General features: G+C 58.4%; 17 protein-coding genes. 11 read left to right on the top strand and 6 right to left on the bottom strand.

What is annotated here, in order from left to right:
• Positions 1-31 precede the first annotated feature (31 nt).
• From V3W40_RS25505 to V3W40_RS25495, 3 genes are read left to right on the top strand one after another with little or no spacing between them, the layout of a single operon-like run.
• On the top strand, positions 32-1,465 hold the full coding sequence (locus V3W40_RS25505; protein WP_330215839.1) for a hypothetical protein: 1,434 nt from the start codon (positions 32-34) through the stop codon (positions 1,463-1,465).
• Positions 1,458-2,438, top strand: coding sequence for a HesA/MoeB/ThiF family protein (locus V3W40_RS25500; RefSeq protein ID WP_330215838.1), 981 nt, complete (start codon positions 1,458-1,460; stop codon positions 2,436-2,438). Before V3W40_RS25505 ends, V3W40_RS25500 begins: the two co-directional genes overlap by 8 nt.
• A gap of 2 nt (positions 2,439-2,440) precedes the next feature.
• Positions 2,441-3,688, top strand: a complete 1,248-nt coding sequence (locus tag V3W40_RS25495; protein WP_330215837.1) for an MFS transporter — start codon at positions 2,441-2,443, stop codon at positions 3,686-3,688.
• Between the two features lie 107 nt (positions 3,689-3,795).
• Here V3W40_RS25495 and V3W40_RS25490 read toward each other — a convergent pair whose 3' ends face one another.
• Both V3W40_RS25490 and V3W40_RS25485 read right to left on the bottom strand, forming a co-directional pair.
• On the bottom strand, positions 3,796-7,620 hold the full coding sequence (locus tag V3W40_RS25490; protein ID WP_330215836.1) for a hypothetical protein: 3,825 nt from the start codon (positions 7,618-7,620) through the stop codon (positions 3,796-3,798).
• 100 nt (positions 7,621-7,720) lie between these two features.
• A complete protein-coding gene (locus V3W40_RS25485) occupies positions 7,721-8,737 on the bottom strand; it encodes an AraC family transcriptional regulator (RefSeq protein ID WP_330215835.1) in 1,017 nt (338 codons plus the stop codon).
• Positions 8,738-8,905: 168 nt separating this feature from the next.
• Between V3W40_RS25485 and efeU the strand changes: the two genes are divergently transcribed.
• Genes efeU through efeO (V3W40_RS25465) form a run of 4 tightly spaced genes read left to right on the top strand, consistent with a single transcriptional unit; the run spans position 8,906 to position 13,127 of the window.
• Positions 8,906-9,751, top strand: a complete 846-nt coding sequence (gene efeU, locus V3W40_RS25480; RefSeq protein WP_027607884.1) for an iron uptake transporter permease EfeU — start codon at positions 8,906-8,908, stop codon at positions 9,749-9,751.
• A 10-nt stretch (positions 9,752-9,761) separates the two neighbouring features.
• Entirely contained in the window at positions 9,762-10,964 is a 1,203-nt protein-coding gene (gene efeO / locus V3W40_RS25475) for an iron uptake system protein EfeO (RefSeq protein ID WP_027607885.1), read from the top strand.
• Between the two features lie 14 nt (positions 10,965-10,978).
• Entirely contained in the window at positions 10,979-12,283 is a 1,305-nt protein-coding gene (gene efeB / locus V3W40_RS25470; protein WP_027607886.1) for an iron uptake transporter deferrochelatase/peroxidase subunit, read from the top strand.
• Between the two features lie 25 nt (positions 12,284-12,308).
• Positions 12,309-13,127 (top strand): iron uptake system protein EfeO, encoded by an 819-nt coding sequence (gene efeO, locus V3W40_RS25465; RefSeq protein WP_027607887.1) that lies wholly within the window; start codon positions 12,309-12,311, stop codon positions 13,125-13,127.
• A gap of 36 nt (positions 13,128-13,163) precedes the next feature.
• Here efeO (V3W40_RS25465) and V3W40_RS25460 read toward each other — a convergent pair whose 3' ends face one another.
• The gene (locus V3W40_RS25460; protein WP_330215834.1) at positions 13,164-16,562 is read right to left on the bottom strand and encodes a hypothetical protein; all 3,399 of its coding nucleotides are present in this window, start codon (positions 16,560-16,562) and stop codon (positions 13,164-13,166) included.
• Between the two features lie 359 nt (positions 16,563-16,921).
• Positions 16,922-18,265: a CDP-diacylglycerol--serine O-phosphatidyltransferase gene (pssA, locus tag V3W40_RS25455; protein ID WP_074846587.1), complete on the bottom strand. Its 1,344-nt coding sequence runs from the start codon at positions 18,263-18,265 to the stop codon at positions 16,922-16,924.
• A 125-nt stretch (positions 18,266-18,390) separates the two neighbouring features.
• Here pssA and V3W40_RS25450 point away from each other — a divergent pair, with 125 nt between their 5' ends.
• Together V3W40_RS25450 and V3W40_RS25445 are read left to right on the top strand one after the other, a co-directional pair.
• Positions 18,391-18,954, top strand: a complete 564-nt coding sequence (locus tag V3W40_RS25450) for a TetR/AcrR family transcriptional regulator (RefSeq protein ID WP_065927744.1) — start codon at positions 18,391-18,393, stop codon at positions 18,952-18,954.
• A 54-nt stretch (positions 18,955-19,008) separates the two neighbouring features.
• A complete protein-coding gene (locus V3W40_RS25445; protein ID WP_065948682.1) occupies positions 19,009-19,488 on the top strand; it encodes a nuclear transport factor 2 family protein in 480 nt (159 codons plus the stop codon).
• Between the two features lie 42 nt (positions 19,489-19,530).
• Here V3W40_RS25445 and V3W40_RS25440 read toward each other — a convergent pair whose 3' ends face one another.
• Together V3W40_RS25440 and V3W40_RS25435 are read right to left on the bottom strand one after the other, a co-directional pair.
• Positions 19,531-20,688 (bottom strand): PQQ-dependent sugar dehydrogenase, encoded by a 1,158-nt coding sequence (locus V3W40_RS25440; RefSeq protein ID WP_065927746.1) that lies wholly within the window; start codon positions 20,686-20,688, stop codon positions 19,531-19,533.
• A 12-nt stretch (positions 20,689-20,700) separates the two neighbouring features.
• Positions 20,701-21,015 carry a hypothetical protein gene (locus V3W40_RS25435; protein ID WP_065927747.1) on the bottom strand — a complete coding sequence of 105 codons (315 nt, stop codon included), beginning with the start codon at positions 21,013-21,015 and terminating at the stop codon, positions 20,701-20,703.
• A 184-nt stretch (positions 21,016-21,199) separates the two neighbouring features.
• Here V3W40_RS25435 and ku point away from each other — a divergent pair, with 184 nt between their 5' ends.
• Complete coding sequence (gene ku, locus V3W40_RS25430; RefSeq protein WP_330215833.1) at positions 21,200-22,039, top strand: non-homologous end joining protein Ku; 840 nt, start codon at positions 21,200-21,202, stop codon at positions 22,037-22,039.
• A gap of 24 nt (positions 22,040-22,063) precedes the next feature.
• The gene (gene ligD, locus V3W40_RS25425; protein WP_330215832.1) at positions 22,064-24,541 is read left to right on the top strand and encodes a DNA ligase D; all 2,478 of its coding nucleotides are present in this window, start codon (positions 22,064-22,066) and stop codon (positions 24,539-24,541) included.
• Positions 24,542-24,544 lie beyond the last annotated feature (3 nt).

Here is a 24,544-nt window from a genome sequence, read left to right as displayed (position 1 = left end):
CCGAGGCCAACAAGTTAACGTGAGTCGCGTTATGAATATAATACACACAAAAGTAGACCTACATATCCCCCCGCTAAATAGCTCGAGCAAAGTTTGTAAAGATATAATCAAAACTTTTGGCCTCTCTGAAGAAGGGTGGATGGAGTCATTATCAAATTTAGATATTCCTGCAGATGGAATTATTCTAATAACGGGCGCAAGCGGAGTAGGTAAAAGCTTGCTATTAAAAAATATATCCCAGCATTTTCCAACAACAAGAAAAACCCCAACTCACATTGACGAAGATAAATCTATCGCAGAAATTATTTCTTATGAAGATGCAGGGGAAGTCATTCGTTATCTTTCAAAATTTGGGTTGGGAGAACCACGTATTCTTATTGGTACTTTCTCTCAACTATCTGATGGACAAAAAGAACGCTTCCTTATTGCTTCAGCTTTACTCCAAGGAATAGGGCCACTTATCCTTGACGAGTTCACTACACGATTAGACAGACGTACAGCCCAGATTGTCGCTATAAATTTAGGGAAAATTCTTCGCTCCAATAAACAAAGTGCTTTCATTGCAAGTTGTCACGATGACATCGTCGATTTTTTAAAGCCAGATGTCCACATTGAGCTTCACTCAAATGGAAAACATTGTGTTCTTAATAAAAAAATAAAAAGCACCAGCATATTAGAAAGCCTAGAAATAGAAATTAAAAAAGGCACTATAGACGACTACAAAAAACTTTCTCGTTATCATTATGAAAATGACAACCCGAATGATATTAATACATTAGCCCCTCTAGTTGATCATGTTGTCGCCGCTTACTCTAAAGGAGAGCTGATTGGTGTTAATCTATGTATTCGTCCATGGCCAAAAGCATTTGAGATATTTCCTGAGTTCTCAGAAATAAATAAATATATATTGCAATCATTTCGCGTTATTGTACATCCACAGTTTCGTGGCATTGGACTAACTAAGGCACTAGATGTAATTCCCAATACAAATACAAAAATACTATTATCGTGGTCTGCCTTCTCTTCATATTACTCCTTCCCTATTCTTGCAAGCTATCAGCGATTAAATAGCCCATTTGAAATAATGAGTCACGAAGAGACCTTGCTTCAAACATTTGTTGAACCACGACAAAAAAACAAAGAAAAACCGCTTCACCTAATTACGGAGTGCAGCCAACTTTTGCAAGAGCTCACAAATGAAGAAAAAGAAAAATTGAAGACACTAATTGTAAATGCCGCAAGTGAAAAAAGTTTGCGTCTAACTCTCTTCCAAAGAAAAATATCTGGCTTGGATACCTCCGCTGAATCCATTAACTTTATTAGGTCTATCTTTCTAAAACTTTACTCAAAATCCAGTAGTACTGTTTTACCCATGCTGTTAGCTGAAACCGTTTATAGACCGATGGCTATGTTTTTTAAACACACAGGCGATGCGAATATAACAGAGGACTCCTCCCTTGCTTAAAAAAGAGAACCGATGGGTATTGCGTGGCGATGTTGTCGTTCTTAGCGAAGGCAATCAACTAAAATTTGTCGCAGAGAACGGCATAAAAAGCATCAAGGCACATAATCCCAACATCACTAAACTACTCCATCTACTTAGTACAACAGGAGTCGCGCTGGAGTTCGATAAGAGTCTAGAAGGAAATTTTCTTCAAGAACTAATGACTGCTAATCTCATTCATACTGCCCCTCCTTATGGGTTGACTCCGTTACAGAATATACAATGGTCGTGGAATGAAGCTGTTGCACCAAACCAAGAAATGAGTCAACAGCTAAAAAAATCATCAATAGTAGTTGTTGGATGCGGCGGCACCGGATCTTTAGTTGCACAAAGCCTTGCAGGTTCAGGTGTAGGTTCTTTTGTTTTGATTGATTTTGACAAAGTACAAATGAACAATCTTAATCGTCAATTTGTTTTTAGCGCACAAGATATCGGTCAATATAAGGCCAATATACTTGCCAAGCAGCTAAGAGAGAATCAAAAAGTAGTAAATGCCAAACCTGTTATATCCGAGATAACATCCAGCACACAGCTAGCAAAGTTAGCTGCGGGAGCGGATTTAATAATCTGTTGTGCTGATGAACCTAAGGGAGCCATTCAGAGTTACGTTGCTAACGCAGCAGTAAAAGCAGGGACGTCAGCGCTGTTCGGTGCCGTTGGTATTAACAACGGTATACTTGGACCGCTTCTCAAAGATATATCTTCATTTCAAAACTATCTACGCTGGATTGGAGAGATACACAGAGTTTGTGAGCAAATAATTATTCCTGCACGTTTTCCATCCAATGGAATCACAAACTCGATTATTGCCAATCTTATAGCCTGGGAAGCTTTTCAATATTTGGCAAAAATTGGCCCTTCAAAAGTAGATGCATGCATCTTAAACTTAAACTTCAAATCTTTCGAACTTACAAAAAAACAGGTATTTAAATAAAAATGGACGCTTCTAAATTTCCAAATAATAAAAACGACAACCTATATTACTCTTTATCAATCTTTATGAACCTTGATGTCCAAAGAAGCCTGTTTGTACTTTATCTGCTGCAACTTGGAATCACACAAGGAGAAATAGGCATTCTTCAATCTTTTTTATTCTTTTCTTCCGTAGCGTTAGAAATCCCATCTGGTTTGCTCGCAGATCGATATGGTCGTAAATGTTCTCTCATACTCGGCTTTTTAGGGCTATTTATAAGCGGCATTGGATTTCTGCTATTTTCCTCCTTTATTCCTTTCGCCATAATATTTTGTCTGTTCGGCGCCAGCATTGCCATGGGCTCCGGTTCGGACAGGGCATTACTGTATGATAACTTACTGGCCCAGCATCGCGCCGAAGAGTATCCTAAAATACTCTCACGCGCCCGTGCCATTGGTGCGATTTCATTAGGCTTATCTATGCTGCTTGGTGGCGTATTACAAGACACATGGTCTTGGAACAGTGTTTATATTTTTTTTGCGGCATCAAAGCTCATTGGAGCTGTTGTTGTGACATTCATTCCCGAAATGAAGCTCCCGGCGTTCTCACTGAATTTGAATAAAAAAAGTCACAAAATTAATGAAAAAACGGAGGGACATCTCACCTCGCTGATTAATTTTTTTCGGTCTAAAAAAGGCGCATTTCTTATACCTTTGTTTATTGGATATGCTTTATTCGAGCTTTCAACGATCCCCTTGTTCATCTATGGCCAACCCTTTTTTTCCATGCAGGGTTTAGAGGTACCTATCATCGCTGGCATTTATGCTGCTGTTGAAGCCCTGTCGGCATTAATGTTCATGGCTGCTGGCTTTTTTTGTTCTCGTTTTTCTCTCGGCATAATTGCTTTCTCTACCACCCTTATTGCCACCTTTCTTCTTTTCATTCTTTCATTGAATATCGGTACAACCACTTCGGTCGCAAGCTTCCTTCTAATCATGTCGCTCCCTGCCATATATGAAACCTCATACGAAACCTATATTCATGACAATATTGAGTCACACATCCGAGCATCGTGCCTATCTGTTGCGAACCTGGTTAACTCAGTTATTATCGGCATCTCCTATACTGTTTTCGGCGGTTTGTTGGATGCATATGGTTTTTCGGTGACGTTGATCATCGTTGCAGTCTCCTGTTTTGTTGGTTTATTGGGTGTAAGTACAACATTGCTGTCAAGTGGGCAAAAAGACCATTTAAAAAAACAAGAAGCTTGAATCGTCCCAGGTTTTCCACGGGGCCGTCGAGTCGTTGAACTATCGTGGTTTTAAATGGCAAATTTCAGCCAAGCCGTTGCTTCCCCAAGTGCATTCAAACATGCGCTTCAGTGCCACTTGAACACCTCTTGAACGACATCGCTGACAGACCGTGGAGCGTGAGGCCCGTGCCTCCCAGGCCGGGGGACCCGCTCCAGCACCTGGACGATTTTGCCCGTCTGATCATGGCGTACCAGTACAAAACGCGGCAAGGGAGCGCTGCTGACTGCACGCTTGCGAATAATCCTGACGGGCAAGTGTTCGGTAATGACACCACCTGTGGCCTTGGCCTTGTCAAGCGCCTGTTGAATCGCTTTCACATTTTCCTCGTACAACGGCCGGTTGTTTTTAGCCTGGTCCAGCAACGCAATGCCGAACAGGGTCGAGTCGGCGTTATGCGCCTGGGGCGCCTTGGCGAACAAGCTCAAGGTCGCCTCCTGCACCTCGTCACCCAAGTGGCGAAAATGTGTGGGGTCCGTGGTGTTCCCCAGGTTGAGCAGGTCTGCAATGTCCTCGCGTCCGCCTTTGATCGCGCCGGAATAGACATAATCCTCATCACCGGGAAAACCATGGGCCTGCTCGTGGATCAGGGTGTTGGCCAGGGCTTCGTCGCTGTTCCCCATGTAACGGTAATAGTCCGTGGCGCCGTCCACATTCACTTCAATGTATTTTTCCCGGAGGTTGCCCGCCTTGTAGCGACTATAGGACGACGGCAGGAGCTGGGCCTGCCACTCCGTGCCTTCGTTTTCGAGGAAGTTGATGTTGGAAAGATCCAGCTTGTCCAAATCCACTTTCATCGTGCGCTGCTTGCGCGTAAAGGCCGCCAAGGCTTCCTCGGAATCCGCGCCGAAGAAGGTTTTGCACACGAATTTGAGGTCTTTCTCGAACTGAGGATCGGACAACGCGCTCAAGGCACCATTGAGTCGCTCCCGGGCAATGGGCAGTGCTCGCTCAATGGCTTGACGGCTTTGCTCAAGGAGGGGTGTCGGGGCGGTCTCCAGAGTGGGTAGTTGAGCCGGGGCGTGCGGACGCGGTTGCTCACCGTCGACGGAAGGCCTGCGCATTTTCCGGGGACGTTCAATGGCAAAAGGCGGCGCGCCCAGTTGCTCCTTCATCGCGGTCTTCCAGGTCGCACGGAGCTCCCCCAGCGGCCTGCCAAGACGAAAAACAGGGCGGCTGCTCAACCATTCGTAGCCTGCCTGTAAGGGCTGCTCCAAACCCGCAACAGGATTGAACAGGTTATTGCTCAGCGCACCAAACGCTCTGGTGGCCGCCGACATCTTGGACAAGGCAGTCTCTGCCCGACTGACAGCCTGCGCCCCTTCCACAACCTCGCCAGCGACCACGGAGCCGATCATCACGGCGTCGAGCGCACAGCCGGTGAGCGCGCCCAGCTCGGTCTTCACGCGCCCGGAGGCGATGTCGTCGTAGCATCCCTTGAACGGAATAAGCAGGTCTTCAATGGTCTTGACCGCTTCCTGCGTGCGCGCCTCGAAACGCTCACGCGGCGTCGTGCCCATGGCGGAGTCCAGGAGTTCCTGGCGATTGAGCACCAGGTCATGGCGCCGTACATAGGCGGCAAAATCCCTGGTTTTCTGCGAAAAGTATCCGCCGTCTGCCAATGATCCGCGCCCGCTGCCGGCCGGCAGGGTTTCGCGCAAGGCGCGTATCTGTACCTCGGACTCCCCGGCCCCATGGCCGTCCGCGTGGGATTTCAGTTTCGTCACCCACACACGGGGCACCTGCGCTTCGCCTCGGGCCAGTGCCTTGAGGAAATCGGGACGCTCGAAGTACTCGCCCCTCAAGGGCCAAAACTCAAAACATTTCGCATTGTCACCCTGTCCCGCCTGGACGATAAAACCATAGCGCCCCTTTACCCGCTCCGTTTGTTCCGCCGCATCGCTGATGGCCTTTCCTTCGGCGGTGATGGACTCGCCCTCGACCCGGTAAAACGTCAGTTCTTCTCGCTCAAGCAGCTGTCGGTCCTGATAGGGCATTTTGCTGAACAGTTCCTTGAGACGTGTGGTGATGGCTGAGGTGAACGTGTCGCCCCCCGACTTTACCGAACGGTCGAGCATGTCTTTGGTAAACCGAAGCCGATTAAAACCCGCCTGCAGGTCGGCGAGCTCTCCGCCCGTTTCTGCCGTAGTCCCGCCAAAGGGACCGTTGGCCACTTTTTGCGCATACTCACCGTTCTTCAACGCCCCCATCATATGCAGGTCGATCAAGCTCAATTCATGGGAGGGATCAGCCATGAAAAAAGGCATCGGATAGGTATCTCTCTGCACGGGCTTATCCAAGTCTCGCCCTGGGAACACCGCCTTGAGGTCCGCCTGGGCCAAGGCTCTGCGCGTCACGGGAGGGGTCTGCAGGACCGCAGTGGCCTTTTGCGTGGTCTGGATATAGTCCTTGTATTTGCCCGCGCTCTTGCGCAGATCTTCCACGGTGTAACGGTCATCGGCACGGCCCGCGATCACGCCATTGAGCACGCCCCAATCCAGCAACGGATCTGCCTCGGCCGCCTGGAACAACGGCACCAGTGGGGGTGCCGGAGGCTGGAGAGCCGCGCGCTCCAGCACTTGAGCATAGGTCAGGGTCCGACTCGATCCTGGCGCGAGGGCTTCAAGCAGGGCAACGGTTTTCCTCAACACCAGCCAGGCGGGAGAACCGATATGCACGGTGTCGGGGATATCCCGCACCAGAAACTCCGGCGCGACAGTCGCCAGGAATAGATGGCTGACAACCTCCACGGCGTCCGGACTCACGCCTTTGTTCTGCACCAGGTGCATGTGCAGGTCTTTGCTGGCATCGGCCATCTTGAGCCCGGCATTTTGCAGCGAGTACAGGTCATACCCCGCCACGTGATTTCTCTGCTGCCCCAGGTGGGGATCAATACGCAACAGATGGGCGGTGACCTGCAACTGATTGAGCTGCTGTTTGCGCAAACCATCGTGGGGAGCGTTCAGCCCTTCCAGCAAACGGTGCTGGCGGTACACATTGAGATTCTTCTGGCTGCGTAACCGCCCAAGGATGTGCGCATCGACATCACCGGAAAGAGGCTGCTGTTTATCCAGCCACTGCGGGCCGACGAAGCGTTCAAAGGACCCAACCAGCGTTTGGCGGTCTTGCTGGCTCAGTTTCAGCGGCGAGTCCAGCGCCAGCCAGGGCCCGGTATAGTTGCCCATCGGCGGGCTGGAGGGAAGCGGATGGCGCTGCCAGCCAATCAGGTTGCGAATGACCTTGGCCGAGCGCGGGACATCCTGCCCGTCGGCGTTGGGTAGCGTCACGCGCAGCATCTGCAATGCATCGACTTCGCCCGTGGAATGGAGGATATGTCCGGTGGTTTGCGCCATGTCCAACAGCGTGTCGAAGCGTTTCTTCAAGCCTGGCCGGGCGGATACAGGCTCGCTCAAATCGATCCAGCGCCCTGCACTGTCCAATACCTCCAAGCGTCCATCGAAGATGCGTAGATGGGCGGTCTGGCTGTCGATTCCATATTTTTCCCAGGCCGCCTGCATGCCTGGACGATTTGCCAAAGCGGCCAGGGCCTTGCGCCCACGCTGTACATCGGTCGCCAGCGTGGATCTCGTGACGCTTGAAAAGCGGATCTCCGCGAGGTCGATAGTGTCCTGATCCGCCTTGCCCTGCACGTGGCGCTCCAAGGCAGCGATCCAGCGTTCCTTATTTCTGGCTTCCAGTATCGCCGTGTCGAGCAGGGCTTGCGAAAAATCGCTGATGCCCTGCAATTGGCCGGGGATGTGATGAACCAGCGTCGAAGGGCGCAGCAAAGGCTCCGGACGGATGACCTCTGGGGAACTATCTGGCTGAATCCCGGTGGCCGTGGATGGAAAACCCACTGCAACGGGTTCAGGCGTAGCAACGACCTTGGACATCAGGAGAACTCGCTTTCACGATTGAAGAGTGTCTACCCTGCCCCGGAAAACGAATGGATGGGATCGGAAAAGTCCTGGCCGCCAGCAGCCTGTGCGCGACTCAACGAGGTTCCCCCAGGATCAAACTGCGGTAATGCCCAGGATTGGACCCCACCCACTTGCGAAACGCCTTATAAAACGAACTGGTATCGGCAAACCCCAACCGCGCCGCGATCTCGGCAAAGCTGATCTGCGGTTCGGCCAGCCACACAATCGCCAACTCCTTGCGCACGCTGTCCTTGAGCCCCTGGTAGCTCTGCCCTTCTTCCGCCAGGCGGCGGCGCAGCGTGGAAGCGGAGATACACAGCGTGGCCGCAAGGCCCTCGGTCTCAGGCCAGGTGTCGGGAGGCATTTGCCGCAGGTCGTGCTTGATGCGTGTAGCCAGGCTGTCGGGGTTGCGGTATTTGACCAGGATGTTGGCCGGCGCATGGCCGAGGAAGCGCTTGAGTTCTTCCGGGCTGCGCTTGATCGGCAGGTCGAGGCAGTCGGCGGAGAAGATCATCCGCGTGCGTGGCCGATCAAAACGCAGGTTGTCGGAAAACATCACCTGGTAGTCATCGCAAAAGTCCGGCTGCGGGCAGCGCAGTTCGATGGCCAGGATCGGGATGCGCCGGCCTGCCAGCCAGCAGGCGACGCCGTGCACGATCATCCAGTAGGTGAAATAGGTGAATGCGCGCTTGGGCGCTGGCTCGGGTTCTTGCAACACAATTTCCGCCAGGCTCTGTTGGCGCACCAGCTGGGCTGGCAGGTGTTCCAGCATCAGCGAGAGGAACCCCAGGCCGGTTTGCAGGCCCGCTGCCAGGCTGGGCTGTGCAATGGCGGCGCGACAAAGGAACTCGAGGCTACCGGACTTGAGCTTGCGCGGGTCCATGCCGAAGAACTCATCGTCCATGCGCCTGGCCAGCAGACGCCACAAACGGGCGTAGGCGGTGGCCGGAACGCGGGCCACGGCCTGTTCCAGCAATGCCGGATCGATCCCGACCTTGCTCAGGGCTTCGACGGTGGCCGGCCCCGGTGCGCAGCTCTGCAACAAGGCTTCGCGCACGAGATGGATGGAGATGGTGTCTTTTTCCGACATGGGAGGTTGGGCAATCCGGCGGCACTCGAGATGCCGTGCATCATAAGGTGGGTTGCGATTCGCCACCACCGTTCAGCCATTGTTCAGCAAACGTCAAGTTTTCCTGTTTAGCAATGAGTATCATTATGTTACAACTTAGCTTCCTACCTACTTAAGCTGCGGTGCCCGATGCTTGTTCCCTTTTTAATCATGCTGCGCGAAGGCATTGAAGCGGCGCTGATCGTCGGCATCATCGCCAGTTACCTGCAACAAACCGGCCGCGGCCAGTGGATGCCCGCCGTATGGATCGGCGTGTTCCTCGCCGCGGCCCTGGCCTTGCTGGTGGGCGGTGGCCTGGAACTGGTCAGTGCCGAGTTTCCGCAGAAGCAGCAGGAATTGTTCGAGGGCATCGTCGGCCTGGTCGCCGTGGGCATCCTCAGCTCCATGGTGTTCTGGATGCGCAAGGTCGCGCGCTCCATCAAGCATTCGCTGCACGCCTCCCTTGACCAGGCGTTGACCGGTTCCAAACACCAGGTCACGGCGCTGATCCTCATGGTGTTCTTTGCCGTCGCTCGTGAAGGCCTGGAAACCGTGTTCTTCCTGCTGGCTGTGTTCCAACAGAGCGAAGGCCCAGGCGCACCGATTGGCGCCCTGCTCGGCCTGGTCCTGGCGATCATCGTCGGCTTCCTGATCTACACCGGCAGCATGCGCCTGAACCTCGGTGCGTTTTTCCGCTGGACCGGCCTGTTCATCCTCGTGGTCGCCGCCGGCATCCTCGCCAATTCGGTGCAAGCCCTGCATGAAGCGGGCGTGTGGAACCACTGGCAGACCGTGCTGTTCGATTTCAGCGCCGAGCTGCCGATGGACAGCCCGCTCGGTTCGGTACTGGCCGGCATGTTCGGCTACCAGGAAGCGCCGACCGTCAGCACCCTGGGCGCCTATCTGATGTATCTGGTGGTGGCGCTGGTGATGTTTTTCCTGCCCGCGGCACCGCCCAAGCCTGCCGCCAGCCCTTCTTCCGTTTCCAGCCAGTAAGGACCGTCTCTTGTCCAACCCAACGCCTCAACCCGCTTCGCCCCCCCGCGCCCTGCGCTGGGCGGTAGCCGGCTCGGTGGTCGTGATGATCGCCGCCGGTGGCCTGTTCTATTACGCCTCGCAGCTGGCGGCCAGCAAGCGCCAGACCAACCACGATGAAATCGCCGTGACCATCCATGGTCATGCCTGCGAGCCCAATGCACTGACGGTGCCGGCCGGCCGTGCGAGCTTTCGCATCATCAACCGCTCTGACCGGGCGGTGGAGTGGGAAATCCTCGACGGCGTGCTGGTGGTCGAAGAGCGCGAAAACATCGCCCCCGGCCTGAGCCAGGTGATCAACGCCAACCTGCTGCCAGGCGACTATGCGATCACGTGCGGCCTGCTGAGCAACCCGCGCGGCACCCTGCATGTGACGCCAACCGCAGAATCCGACGCCCAGGCCAAGGCCAAGCCGTCGATGGTGGCGTTTATCGGCCCGCTGTCGGAGTTTCGCGTGTACCTGAGCAGCCAGGGCAGTGCCCTGGTCAAGGCCGTGACCGCCCTGCAACAGGCGATCGACGCCGGTGACCTGGCCCAGGCGCAAGCGCTGTACGTGCCGGCCCGTGAGGCTTACCAACGTCTGGCCCCGGCCTCGCAGCGCCTGGCCGAGCTGGACAACGCCATCAACGCCCGGGCCGATTACTTTGAAAAACGTGAGCAAGACCCGGCCTTCAGCGGCTTCCATCGCCTCGAATACAGCCTGTTCCAGCAACGCAGCCTTGATGGCCTGGGGCCGATTGCGCAGCGCCTGGTCACCGATGTCACCCGCCTCAAACAGCAGTTGCTGGCGCAGTCGCTGCCGCCGGAACAACTGGTGAGCATCGTGGTGCGCAACCTCAACAGCCTGGCGGATGTACGCGCCATCAGCGGTGAAGAAGAGCGCTACAGCCATGTCGACCTGAATGGTTTCGCCGCCAACCTGGAAGCCGCGCACAAGGTGGTCGAACTGATGCGTCCGCTGCTGACCAAGTCCGCCGCCGACCTGCTGCCGACAGTCGACAGCGCCCTCGCCGCCTTCGATGCCGAGCTCCAGGGCTTCAAGCTCGACAAAGGCTACGCCACGTATGACAGCGTTACCGCCGATCAGCGCAAGCAGATCGCCGACAAGGCCAAGGCTCTGGCCGCCGCACTCGATGGAATCGACCCCGCCCTTGGCCTTTCCGGCCTGCAGTGAAGACGACCGCACACATGAGTGATTCAGAACAGTTTTCAGCACAACGTCGCCGTGTCCTCCTGGGCATGGCCGCCACCGGTGCCGCCATCGCCGGCAGCACCCTGACCTGCCCGGCCATGGCGGCCGCCGCCGAGCAAGTCACCACCGCACCGCGCAGCGACAAGACCCAGGACCACCACGATTTTTTCGGCCAGCACCAGAGCGGCATCGTCACCCCACGCCCGGCCTGCGGCATGCTCGTGGCGTTCGATGTCCTGGCCAGCGACCGCGAAGACCTGGAGCGCCTGTTCCGCACCTTGAACGAGCGCATCGGCTTCCTGATGACCGGCGGCACCGTACCCCAGGTCGACCCGAAGCTGCCGCCCACCGATTCCGGCATCCTCGGCCCGGTGGTCACGCCGGATAACCTGACCATCACCGTGTCCGTCGGCGCATCGTTGTTCGATGAGCGCTTCGGTCTGGCCGCCGTCAAACCCAAGCGCCTGATCCGCATGGTGGGCTTCCCTAACGATGCGCTGGAACCGGCGCAGTGCCACGGCGACCTGAGCCTGCAATTCAGCTCCAACACCCCGGACACCAATATCCACGCCCTGCGCGACATCGTGAAGAACCTGCCCGACCTGCTGCTGGTGCGCTGGAAGCAGGAAGGCAGCGTGCCGCCCCAGGCACCGGCCAAGCCCGGCGAACCGGCACAAAGCGCGCGCAACTTCCTGGGTTTCCGCGACGGCTCGGCCAACCCGAACTCCAACGACAACAAGGCCATGGACCAGATTGTGTGGGTCCAACCCGGCAGCGACGAACCCAGCTGGGCGGCCCATGGCAGCTATCAGGCGGTGCGCATCATCCGCAACTTCGTTGAGCGCTGGGACCGCACGCCGCTGCAGGAGCAGGAAAGCATCATCGGCCGCGTGAAGACCAGCGGCGCCCCCATGGATGGCCAGAAAGAATCCCAGGTGCCCGACTACAGCAAGGACCCGGAAGGCAAGCTGACCAAGCTCGATGCCCATATCCGCCTGGCCAACCCGCGCACCCCTCAGACCCAGGCCAACCTGATCCTGCGTCGGCCGTTCAACTACTCCAACGGCGTCAATAAAAACGGTCAGCTGGACATGGGGCTGTTGTTCATCTGCTACCAGGCTGATCTGGAGAAAGGCTTTATCAGCGTGCAAACCCGGCTCAACGGCGAACCCCTGGAGGAATACCTCAAGCCGGTCGGCGGCGGGTATTTCTTCACCTTGCCGGGGGTCACGGGGCCCAAGGATTTCATCGGGCGCACGCTGCTCGCTGCAACGCCTTTTCAAACCACTGCCCACACCTAAAACAAACCAGAGCGGAACACGTCCCATGAAGAAGTCGACTATCGCGTTGTCGTTGTTAATGACCCTTTCGCCGCTGGCAGCGTTTGCCGCTACCGCGCCGTTGGACCTGGTAGGCCCGGTGTCGGACTACAAGATCTACGTCACCGAAGAAATCGGCGAACTGGTCACCCAGACCCAGGCGTTCACCGACGCCATCAACCAAGGCGACCTGGCCACCGCCAAGAAGCTCTACGCGCCGACCCGTGTGCACTATGAGTCCATCGAGCCGATCGCCGAGCTGTTCAGCGACCTGGATGCATCGATTGACTCCCGGGTCGATGACCACGAAAAAGGCGTGACCGCCGAAGACTTCACCGGTTTCCACCGCATCGAGTACGCGCTGTTCTCCCAGAACACCACCAAAGGCCTGGAAGCCCTGACGGCCAAGCTCAACACTGACGTCAACGACCTGAAAACCCGTGTCGACGGCCTGACCTTCCCGCCGGAGAAAGTCGTCGGCGGGGCCGCTGCGTTGCTGGAAGAAGTTGCCGCCACCAAGATCTCCGGTGAAGAAGACCGCTACAGCCACACCGACCTGTATGACTTCCAGGGCAACATCGACGGTGCGAAGAAAATCGTCGACCTGTTCCGTGGCCAGATCGAGAAACAGGACAAGGCTTTCCTGGCCAAGGTCGACAAGAACTTCGCCAGCGTGGACAAGATCCTGGCCAAGTACAAGACCAAGGACGGCGGCTTCCAGACCTATGACAAGGTCAAGGAAAACGACCGCAAGGCGCTGGTGGGCCCGGTCAACACCCTGGCCGAAGACCTGTCGACCCTGCGCGGCAAGCTGGGCCTGAACTGATACGACCTCCCGCGCCTGGCGCGGGAGGTCGTCGGCTCAACGGGTTGGCTCGAAGCCGTTCAGTGGCGTGCCGAAAGGCGCGCCGCTGCGCGGGTCAATCGCATACCAGCGGCCGTTGTATGGCGTGGCGTGCATGTCGACCTCCCGATAACGCCCCGCCTTGCCCGCTGTCGGTGTCACCACGGGCGCCTCCGCGCCGCTCGCCTGCCCGGCTGCAACCAGCAGATACGCACGCAATTTCTCCTCGGCGGTCACCAGGTGTGGGACCGTCTTGCCCCACTTCATTGCCCCACCCGCCAGCAACGCCGGCAGTTTTACCAGTCCCTTGGTCGCGGCATTGATCATCTGCGGGTAACCATCCAGCGGGTTCAGCGCCGCACTGGTAAACAAACCGGACTGCTTGATGAAGTCAAATGCTCGATCGCTGAAACTCGCTCCAGCTTTCACCTGGGGCACTGCAATCGCCGATGGCTTGAGTCGTGTAACAAGCTGGGTCAGGCGGCTGGGCACCAGGGCCCTGGCAGAGCGGATCAGCGCCCGGGCCTGGCTACCCGCACCAATGGCCACGCCGACTACATCCAGTGCCAGGTTGGTCAGACCTGCGCTGATATTGCCTTGTTTGAACTCCTGATACGCCCCCACGAACGGCACGAACCCCAATAGAAAGGCATGATCGCGTGCCCGCGCCTCACGATGCTTCTCCAGCGGCAGTGACTCGCTTGCGCGTTGCAACATGCTTTCGGTGGGCTCGTAAAAGTTGTCCTGGGCGATCCTGTTGACGATGCTCGCTGTTTTTCGCGAACTGTAGGTGTCCGGGACGAACGATTCCGGCGTATGGCTGAGAGGTAATTCTCGCGCAGCAAATGCGCCGCCCAACGCCGACACGATCACCGCCTGGAACGCTGGGTTGGGATCAGGATGGGAGCCGTTGGCATAGGCGTCCAAATCAAGGTTCATCTGCGCGCCGCGCACCACCGGTAAATACACCAGGCCGTGGGGTGATGGAAAACCCTCGCGGTGAATGACGCCGTCGAGCTCCATCGCGTCGGGTAGATCCGTACGCTTGATGATCTTGCCGTTGGCGAACACCTCGAAATGCACGACCGTGGGTCCATGCTCAACGCGCATCAGGGTGCCGTGGCGCGCCCTGCTGGCGTCTTTGAGTGCGTCGGTCTCCTTGGCCTGGATCTCCCCGGTTTCCCGGCGCAAGGTGAAAAGTTCGACCTTGCCCAGTTCAAGCAACTTGCGATCCTCCAGAGGCAACTCGGCAAACATCAGCTTAAGCTTGGTGGCGTACGCGTCCTGGAGCTTTTTCCGGTGCTGGAGCACCGAGTTTTCCAGCAACTTATCCAGCTCGGGCAGACGGCGAATACGTGTATCGAGCCTGGCCCGCGCCGCCTCGGTTACCTGGGGGGGCCGCGCGTGCTGGTAAGGCGTTTTCGCCGCCGCCGGGAAAGCAGGCATGTCGTCACTGAGCACCCATTTGCCCGGTGCCAGGTCGCCGGTCATATAGGTCTCCACCAACGAGCGGGTGTGCGGTTCCGAGATCGGCAGGTTGCGACGATCCTCTGCACTGGCCACATGCACGGTCATGCCTTCCACTTCGGCCTGGGTGATACCAGGAAGCACGCGCAGCAATTCCTTGATCGCCAGCGCCTTGCGCGTCGGCAGTTCACTGCTCGCAGCCGTGAAGGCGGTGGCGACGTCTTCGCGCTGGCGGAAAAATACCCGCGCAGCCTCCTGGATATCCCCCGACGAGTATTCACCGTCACTGCGCTGCCTGATACAGCCGTTCAACACCCCCCAATCAGCGATGACTTTCAAGGCATTGAGTTGCATCAGCGTCGCCTGCGCGTCACTGACGGGTTCCAGGGTGGTCAAGTCGGTGACCTGCTGTTCATTCATCATCCTCGACGTCCCTGGCGCATTGTGATCGGCCAATGCGCAGCCCAGGCGCAGCTCCATCCAGGCCGGCGTGCCGATACTCACGGACTCGGGCACGTCGCGCACGAGCATTTCCGGCGCCGCCTGCGCCAGGCACACCTGGGCAGCCAACACCGCCAGCTTGGGTTCCAGGCCTTTGTTGTGCTGAAGGTGGCGCTCGATATCACGGCGTACCTGACTGAACGAGCGCCCCATGTTCGTTGGCTGGTAGATCGAATAGCCAGCCACTTCCCCGGGCTTGTCGGACATCGAGGGATCGACGTGCAGCTTGATCGCGGCGGTTACCAGTTGCTGGAGCAGCGTCCTGGGCAGCGTCGAGTTAGCGCCCTGGCCCACCTGCCAGCGCAGCGCGCCAGCCATTTGCTCGCCGAACGCCAAGGCATCCGGGCTGTCCAGCAGCCTGTCCAGGTGAGCCTGCGGGTCGGCCTGCAACGCCTGCAATGTGACCCCGGACAATGCGCTGAACCCACGAGCCAGGGGACCGCGCAGGCGGATGTCGGCCATGGTGCCCATGTGCTTTTGATCGTCTGCGGTCAAGGTGCCCGGCTTCCAGTCCCGGGGCAACAACGCGCCGTAGTCCCCCAATGGCGGCGGCGTTGGCAAGGCAGTGCGCAACCAGGCAACCAGGTTGCGCGTTTCACTCACGGTACGCGCCGAGCCCAAGCCCTTGAAATCCAGGAGCTGGCGCATGTCGTAGCGTGGCGTCGAGTACAGGGCGTTGCCCAAGGGCACGCTGAGCGCCGCCAGTGCCTCGAGCTCATCGTTCAGTTCCGGTACGGCTTCCACATAGCGGGTCAGATTCACCCAACCGCCTACCGGACTCAGGCGCTCAAGCCTGCCTTCAGACACCCTGAATGGCGCACCGGCCCAGGCAAAGCCCTCCTGCTCCAGCAGGCGAACCATTTGCGGGCACGTGACAAACCGCTGCAAACGCTCCACCGCAGCCTGGCTATGCCGGGGCAATGACGATGCCGGTGAAAGCTCGGTCTCATGATCCGACCAGTCCGTACGCGCAGTGTCCGGCAGTTCTTCAAGTTCTGCTTCAAGGCGATCGGCCAGGGCAAGGCGCTCCTCCAGTTCGCTGATCACTTGCCAGGTCTGCTCAAGGTTGCCGGCAGTGATCTGGCCGAGCCCTTGGCGCGGCAGCCACAATGCGTCGTCTGACCCGATAAAAGGCAGCCCCTGGTCCGAGGGGTCCAGCAGTTCTCGAATCGGCCTCAGGGTGCGGGAAACTTCGTTCCAGCCGGAGTTATCGGTCAGGCTGAATCTGACGGCGCTGCGTACACCATTATGGTTGGCATAACCCTCGATATGATCGCGGTGAAAGGTCAGGGTCGCAGGTTCAAGGCGCTGCTCGGCAATCCACTGTTGCAACGCTGGTCGGTTCAGCAGGTGTTGGTACAAGCGCGTTGCCATGCCCGGACTGCTGTCCGGCGGCACCTCGACCATCGTGTAGCCGCTGCTTTCAGCGGCGGCAACGCGCTCAGCCAACTGAGTGTCGGCGGCGGCAGTGCGGGCCTGATCCCGGGGAGGCAGTCGCGTCCACGGGCCAGCCGCGGCCGGCGTTGCATCGGCAGTGGATCGCCGCCTGCGCAGGGCGGGTGGTTGAGTCGGTATGGGATCAGGCGCAGCAGGCACTGCGCTGGGTGGGGTGGGAAACTCCGGAACGGATGGGCGGCTGTGAGGCAGTAGCATCAACATAGTCATCGCTCTCTCGGATGAGTCCATTAAGAATGGATCCGTCCATCCGTGAACGGTGAGAGGCACTGTAAAGACGCTTATCCCAGGCTGGATATAGGAACTGTCCGATACCCTCTACGATTGCATTGCTGATGATTTCACAAGGCGACTTAAAGGATTCGGTACAGCAATCGCTCAATCCTCACCCGGCTGACGCGACGCAGGAACTTGCCCACCGCCTGCGGATAATCCACCAGGGTTTGCAAGTCCTGGTAACGCTCGATCCGCGTGGTGTGCTGGAAGATCTGCGCCAGTTCCGTGCGTCGCGGCTCCAGCCACTGGCCTTGGGGGTCATCGACGAGCAAGGCGTTTTCCAGGTCGAGACGAAACGCCCGTGGGTTGAGGTTGTTGCCGGTGAGCAAGGTGTAGCGCTGATCGACCCACATGCCCTTGAGGTGGTAGGTGTTGTCGCCGTCGCGCCATAGGTGCAGGTTCAACTGGCCGCTGTCGATCACCGGTTGATGACGCTTGGCAAAGCGGCGCAGGCTGATTTCATACAGGTACGGCAGTGCCGAGATCACCTTGAAGGGTTCGCTGGGCGGGATGTAGAAATCGTTGGCGGTCTTGTCGCCGACGATGATGTCGACCTTCACCCCACGCGCCAGGGCGCGGTTGATCTCCCGGGTCACCGGCAGCGGCAGGTTGAAGTACGGCGTACAGATGGTCAGTTGGTGCTGGGCGCTGGCGATCAGCTCGAGGATCACGCGGTTCAACGGGTTGTTCTTGCCCACGCCGAGCAACGGGCTGACAGACAGGTGGCCGTTGGGCAACTGCCCTGCCGTGGTGTCGTAGGCCGCGTGCTTGAGACGGCTGCGCAGGTCGCCGATGTCGTTGCGCAGGCTGCGGGTGGTCGGCGGGTTGGGCAGGTCGAGGCGGTGCACGGCCTTGGAGGTCACCAGGCCGTGTTCCACCAAGTGCTGCATGGAATCCGCCAGGGGCTGGCTGTGGATCAGGTGGTAACGGTCGAAGCGGTATTTATCGAACTTGTGCAGGTACACGTTGTTCAGGCTGGCACCGCTGTACAACACGCTGTCATCGATCACAAAGCCCTTGAGGTGCAGCACACCGAACAGCTCGCGGGTTTGCACCGGTACGCCGTACACCGGCACTTCACTGGCATGGCGCTGCGTCATGGCCTGGTACCAGGCGCTGTTGCCCGGTTGCTTGCCGGCGCCGATCAGCCCGCGCTGGGCGCGCAGCCAGTCGACTACCACCACGATGTCCAGTTCCGGCCGTGCGGCCTTGGCGGCGTGCAGGGCGTCGTAGATCTCCTGCCCTGCCTCGTCCTGCTGCAGGTACAACGCGACGATGTAGATGCGGCGGGTGGCCGTGGCGATGTTCTCCAGCAGGCAGCGACGGAAAGCGTCAGCGCCGGACAGCACGTCAATGGCGTCGGGAGTCAGGGGAAAACCGCGCAGTTTGGGCAACAGGGAGCGTTTGAAGAACGACGGCATAAGGCTCGCAATGGGTCGAATCCGAAGAGGCCCCGAGCTTACACCATGGGGGTGCTCAGGTCTCGCAGTGGCAGAGAGTAAAATTCTTGTTGACCAAGAAGAACGATCGTTCTACTTTTCAAGCCATGAACGATATGACTCATAACGAAACACGCGACATTATCCTCGACGTCACCGAGAAGTTGATCTATCGCCACGGCATCGCCGCCACCGGCATGGACTTCCTGGTGAAAACCGCCGGCGTCTCGAGAAAAAGCATTTACCGTTACTTCGCCAATAAAGATGAGCTGGTGATCGCGGCCCTGCAGCGCCGTGACGAGCGCTGGATGCACTGGCTGCGCGGCGAAGTGGAGCGCGTCGATGGCAGCGGCGCACGCTTGCTGGCGCTGTTCGACGCGCTCAAGGCCTGGTTCGGCTCGGCGGATTTTCGCGGCTGCGCCTTTATCAACACCAGTGGTGAAACCGGCGACCCGCACGACCCGGTCCGCCTGCTGGCCAAGGCCCATAAACAGAAACTGTTCGAGTACGCATTCGAACTGTGCCAAGCACATGGTACCCCCGACCCCGAACGGCAGGCCGCGCAACTGCTGATCCTGATCGATGGCGCCATTACCGTTGCCCTGGTCATGGGTGATTCAACAGCTGCCGATAATGCGCAATGCATGGCGCGAACGTTATTGGGACTGTGAACGCACCCGCCTGGCAACTTTCGATAACGCTGTATGGTTTTAAGGAGCCGCCTGATGTCATCTACCGCAGAAACACGTCCGCCCTTGCCGCCGTTTACCCGTGAATCGGCGATTGAAAAAGTGCGCCTGGCCGAAGACGGCTGGAATTCCCGCGACCCGCACCGGGTGTCGCTGGCTTACACCCTGGACACGCAATGGCGTAACCGTGCCGAATTCGCCCATGACCGCGAAGAGGCCAAGGGTTTTCTCACGCGCAAATGGGCCAGGGAGCTGGATTATCGGCTGATCAAGGAGCTATGGGCCTTTACCGACAACCGCATCGCCGTGCGCTATGCCTACGAATGGCACGACGACTCGGGTAACTGGTTCCGCTCCTATGGCAATGAGAACTGGGAATTCGACGAGAACGGCCTGATGGCCAATCGTTTCGCGTGCATCAACGACCTGCCGATCAAGGAGAGCGAACGCAAGTTCCACTGGCCGCTGGGACGGCGCCCGGATGATCATCCGGGGTTGTCCGAACTCGGGCTTTGACTGAAGCCGCAAGCTTGAAACTTCAAGCTTGCGGCTCATTGCTCAATCCTGATTGAGGCCCACCCGATACAGCACGCCATCGTCCTCATCCGTCAGCACATACAGAAAGCCATCCGGCCCCTGCCGCACATCGCGAATGCGTGCCTTCAAGCCGCCCAGCAAGCGCTCCTCATGGATAACCTTGTCGCCATCGAACTGCAGACGAATCAGTTCCTGGCTGGCCAGCGCACCGATGAACACGTTGTGCTGCCACGCCTTGAACCGGTCGGCGTCGTAGAAGGCCATGCCACTGATGGCCGGTGATTTCTCCCACACATGGTGGGGCGCTACGGTGCCTTCTGCGGTCTTGCCCTTGGCCTCGGGAATCGGTGTCAGCGAATAGTTGATGCCGTGAGTCGCCAGCGGCCAGCCGTAGTTCTTGCCGCGCTCGATAATGTTGATTTCATCACCGCCGCGCGGCCCGTGTTCGTTTTCCCAGAGCGTGCCACTCCATGGGTTCAGCGCCAGCCCTTGCGGATTGCGCTGGCCGTAGGACCAGATCTCGGAACGTACCCCGGCTTGACCGACAAACGGGTTGTCATCGGGCACGCGGCCATCCGGGTAGATCCGTACGACTTTGCCCTGCAGCTTGTCCAGGTCCTGGGCGGTCGGGCGGTCGTTGTTTTCCCCCAGGGTCACGAACAGGTAGCCATCGCGGTCGAAGGCCAGGCGCGAACCGAAGTGGTTGCCGGTGGAGAGTTTCGGCTCCTGGCGCAGGATCACGTTGAAATCGGTCAAGCCACTCATGTCCTTAGCCAGGCGCCCGCGCCCCACTGCGGTGCCGGCCGTACCGCCCTTGCCACCGCCTTCGGCGTACGTCAGGTAGACCATGCGGTCCTGCTTGAAGTCCGGCGACAGCACCACATCGAGCAAACCGCCCTGCCCCTTGGCCCACACCTCAGGCACGCCGGTCAACGGCGCAGACAGCTTGCCGTCCGGACTGACAAGGCGCAGGCGCCCCGGACGCTCGGTCACCAGGAACCCTTGCTGGTCGGGTAGAAACGCCACGGCCCACGGGTGATCGAGGCCTTTGGCGATCGGGGTCGCGGTGATGCTGCCTTGTTCACTGGGGAACTGCTGCCCATCGGCGGCATAAACGGCCGTCTGCGCAAGCAGGGTGGTGGCGCACAGGGTGGCGAGCAGGGTTTTGCGTATAAACATAAGACAGCGTCCTTACCGGCGATTGCCGTTGGCATCATAGGTGGGGGCTTTGGAGTCGGTGGCTGGGCGGCTGGGGGCCGCATCGCGTTGCGGGTAGCGATTGCCGATACCACCGTTTTCCAGGGTCGGTGCGCGCGGCGTCGGCACGGTCTGAATACCACGCACCGCCGGCGTATTGGGCTGGGTGCCCTGCATGCTGTTGGGATTGGCCCGGTGGATCGGGCCGGTATTGGAATCGCTTCTGCCGGGCAGGTTTTGCGCGAGGGCAACTGGCCCAAGTGCCAGGCCCAACACCAGCACCGCGAGATGACGCACACAACTGTTCATGACAAAGCCTCTCTGGGGCGAGGAGTACGTGCTTTCGATACCACGCTACGCCCTGGGTTCGGCTTTCGTAACTAAATAGTTTCTGATCAGGTGTAACGAGATCTGTCCGCGCATCTGCCCGGCGAAACTTTTCACGCAGCCTTCGAGTCACCAGAACACAGCTTCTTGTTAAGGAATCGCACGTATGCCACGGGCAATCTGGAAAGGCGCCATCAGTTTCGGCCTGGTTCATATTCCGGTATCGCTGGTCTCGGCCACGTCCGCCCAGGGCGTGGATTTCGACTGGCTGGACAAGCGCAGCATGGACCCGGTGGGCTACAAACGCATCAACAAGGCCACGGGCAAGGAGGTCTCCAAGGAGAATATCGTCAAGGGCGTGGCGTTTGAGAAGGGTCGCTATGTGGTGCTCAGTGAAGAGGAAATTCGCTCGGCCCACCCTAAATCGACCCAGACCATCGAGATCATCGCCTTCGTCGACAGTGACCAGATCCCGCTGCCGAACATCGACACCCCCTACTTCCTGGCCCCGGACAAACGCGGTGGCAAGGTCTACGCGCTGCTGCGCGAAACCCTGAACAAAACCCGCAAGGTCGCCCTGGCCAACGTGGTGCTGCATACCAAGCAGCACCTGGCGGCAGTGATGCCCCTGGAGTCGGCGCTGGTGCTGGTGATGCTGCGCTGGCCCGCCGAGGTGCGCGGCCTGGATGAACTGGAACTCCCCAGCGACGTGACCAAACCGAGCCTGGCCAAGGGCGAGCTGGACATGGCCAAGCGTCTGGTGCAAGACATGAGTGCAGACTGGCAGCCCGAGGACTATCGCGACAGTTTTCAGGAAAAAATCATGGCGCTGGTGGCGAAGAAGGCCAAGGCCGGCAAGATCGAAGACGTCGAATCCCAGGAAGGCAGCGACGAGCGCAAGTCCGCCGATGTGATCGATTTGACCGAGCTGCTCAAACGCAGCCTGGCCGGCAAACCGACGACGAAAAAACCGGCGGCAAAAAAAGCCGGCAAAAAGGCCTCTTGAGCCTGCCATCTACAGGAGAACCCCATGGCAAAGCCCCTGAGCGAATACAACCGTAAACGCGATTTCGAGGTCACCGCCGAGCCATCAGGCAGCTCACCGGGCCGTAAACGCAAGGCATCGGCACTGAGCTTCGTGATCCAGAAGCACGATGCGCGCAACCTGCATTATGACTTCCGCCTGGAACTGGACGGCGTGCTGCTTAGTTGGGCGGTGCCCAAAGGCCCGAGTCTGGACCCGAGCCAGAAACGCTTGGCTGTCCATGTTGAAGATCATCCCATCAGCTATGGCGGATTCGAGGGCAGTATCCCGGCCGGCCAATACGGCGCCGGCGACGTGATCGTGTGGGACCGCGGTGTGTGGAAGCCCCACGACGACCCGCACAAGGCCTATGCCGCCGGCAAACTCAAATTCACCCTGGTCGGTGAGAAGCTCTCGGGTGACTGGGCGCTGGTGCGTACGCGCCTCAAGGGCAGCGGCGACAAGGAACAGTGGCTGCTGATCAAGGAAAAAGACCAACAGGCACGCCCCGCCGCCGACTACGACATTGTCCAGGCCCAACCCAAAAGCGTGCTCAGCGGCGCATCCGTGGGCAAAACCAAGCCCAAACCACGCGCAAAAACACAGAAAGCCACAGCCGCCTTACCCGATCAATTCGCGCCGCAATTGGCAACCCTGGTTGACCGCGCGCCCGAGGGCGATTGGCACTACGAAATCAAGTTCGACGGTTACCGCATGCTCGCCCGCATACGCGACGGCGAGGTTCGCCTGTTCACGCGTAACGGCCACGACTGGACCGAACGCCTGCCACGCCAGGCCAAGGCCTTGCACGCCCTCAAGCTCAAGGACAGCTGGCTCGATGGCGAGGTGGTCAGCCTCAATGGTGATGGCCTGCCGGACTTTCAGGCGCTGCAAAATGCCTTTGATATCGGCCGCAGCCTGGACATTGTCTACTACCTGTTCGACGCGCCGTTTTTAAACGGCAGCGATCAGCGCCAGGCGCCGCTGGAGGAGCGTCGCGCCGCGCTCAAAGACGCCTTGTCCGGCAGCCGCAGCAAACTGCTGCGCTTCTCCGAAGCGTTTGCCGCCAACCAGCAGGATATTTTCGAAAGCGCCTGCGACCTGGCCTTGGAAGGCGTGATCGGCAAGCGCAAGGGCAGCCCCTACGTCTCCACTCGAAATACCGATTGGATCAAGCTCAAATGCCGCCTGCGCCAGGAGTTCGTGATTGTCGGCTACACCCGCCCCCAGGGTTCGCGCAGTGGTTTCGGCGCGCTGCTGCTGGCAGTCAATGACGATGGCGGGCTGGTCTACGCCGGGCGGGTGGGCACCGGGTTCGACCAGGCCTCATTGAAAAACATCTACTCCCAACTCACCCCTCTGGAGCGCAAGGCATCGCCTCTGGAAAAACCCCTCACCGCCGCCCAGGCACGGGGTGTGCACTGGGTGGAACCGCGCCTGGTCGGCGAAGTGCAATTTGCCGAGTGGACCCGCGAAGGCGTGGTGCGCCAGGCGGTCTTCGTGGGGTTGCGCACCGACAAGCCCGCAGGGCAGATCATCCATGAACAGCCGCGCACGGCAAAATCCCTCAAAGCGCTGAAAAGCCAGAAGCCCAGCAGCGGCGTGAACATCACTCACCCCGAGCGCGTCATCGACCCGCAAAGCCGCACACAAAAACAGCAATTGGCGCAGTTCTACGAAGGCATCAGCGAATGGATCCTGCCCTTCCTGCGCCATCGCCCCGTGTCCCTGCTCAGGGCTCCGGAAGGCATCGAGGGCGAGCAGTTCTTCCAGAAGCACGCGGAGCGCCTGGCGATTCCGAACATCAAGCAACTGGACCCGGCACTGGATCCAGGCCATGCGCGCCTGATGGAGATCGACACGACGAAAGCGCTGATTGGGGCCGTGCAAATGGGCACCCTCGAACTGCATACCTGGGGCGCCACCTCGGACAAGATCGAAACCCCGGACCTGTTTGTGCTGGACCTTGACCCGGACCCGGCGCTGCCCTGGAAAACCATGCTGGAAGCCGCTCAGCTCACCTTGTCGGTACTCGACGAGCTGGGGTTGGAAGCCTTCGTCAAGACCAGCGGCGGCAAAGGCTTGCACCTGGTCATACCGTTGGCGCGGCGGGATGGCTGGGACAGCGTAAAGGCCTTTGCCAAGGCCATTGCCCATTTCATGACCGAGCAACTGCCCGAGCGCTTCACCGCCACCTCCGGGCCGAAAAACCGTGTAGGCAAGATCTTTATCGATTACCTGCGCAATGCACGAGGCGCGAGCACCGTGGCGGCCTATTCGGTGCGCGCACGCCCTGGGCTGCCGGTGTCGGTGCCGGTCAGTCGCGAGGAATTGAAGGGATTGCGCGGCGCTCAGCAATGGACGGTGGCCAACCTGCACCAACGCTTGCACGGGCTGAAGGTTGATCCTTGGGCCGGCTACGCCAATCGGCAGAAGATCAATAAAAAAATGTGGGAAAAGTTGGGCGCAAAGCCACCGGAGTGACTA

It is taken from the genome of Pseudomonas sp. AM8, assembly GCF_036346475.1.
GTDB classification, from domain to species: domain Bacteria; phylum Pseudomonadota; class Gammaproteobacteria; order Pseudomonadales; family Pseudomonadaceae; genus Aquipseudomonas; species Aquipseudomonas marginalis.
This window is presented reverse-complemented; position numbering and strand designations above follow the sequence as displayed.

Coding starts and splice junctions, on each gene's coding strand:
- V3W40_RS25445 (WP_065948682.1), top strand. CDS start 19,009: ATGTCATCTACCGCAGAAACACGTCCGCCCTTGCCGCCGTTTACCCGT.
- efeO (WP_027607887.1), top strand. CDS start 12,309: ATGAAGAAGTCGACTATCGCGTTGTCGTTGTTAATGACCCTTTCGCCG.
- efeB (WP_027607886.1), top strand. CDS start 10,979: ATGAGTGATTCAGAACAGTTTTCAGCACAACGTCGCCGTGTCCTCCTG.
- V3W40_RS25435 (WP_065927747.1), bottom strand. CDS start 21,015: ATGAACAGTTGTGTGCGTCATCTCGCGGTGCTGGTGTTGGGCCTGGCA.
- ligD (WP_330215832.1), top strand. CDS start 22,064: ATGGCAAAGCCCCTGAGCGAATACAACCGTAAACGCGATTTCGAGGTC.
- V3W40_RS25505 (WP_330215839.1), top strand. CDS start 32: ATGAATATAATACACACAAAAGTAGACCTACATATCCCCCCGCTAAAT.
- V3W40_RS25485 (WP_330215835.1), bottom strand. CDS start 8,737: ATGTCGGAAAAAGACACCATCTCCATCCATCTCGTGCGCGAAGCCTTG.
- pssA (WP_074846587.1), bottom strand. CDS start 18,265: ATGCCGTCGTTCTTCAAACGCTCCCTGTTGCCCAAACTGCGCGGTTTT.
- V3W40_RS25490 (WP_330215836.1), bottom strand. CDS start 7,620: ATGTCCAAGGTCGTTGCTACGCCTGAACCCGTTGCAGTGGGTTTTCCA.
- V3W40_RS25450 (WP_065927744.1), top strand. CDS start 18,391: ATGAACGATATGACTCATAACGAAACACGCGACATTATCCTCGACGTC.
- V3W40_RS25495 (WP_330215837.1), top strand. CDS start 2,441: ATGGACGCTTCTAAATTTCCAAATAATAAAAACGACAACCTATATTAC.
- ku (WP_330215833.1), top strand. CDS start 21,200: ATGCCACGGGCAATCTGGAAAGGCGCCATCAGTTTCGGCCTGGTTCAT.
- V3W40_RS25440 (WP_065927746.1), bottom strand. CDS start 20,688: ATGTTTATACGCAAAACCCTGCTCGCCACCCTGTGCGCCACCACCCTG.
- efeU (WP_027607884.1), top strand. CDS start 8,906: ATGCTTGTTCCCTTTTTAATCATGCTGCGCGAAGGCATTGAAGCGGCG.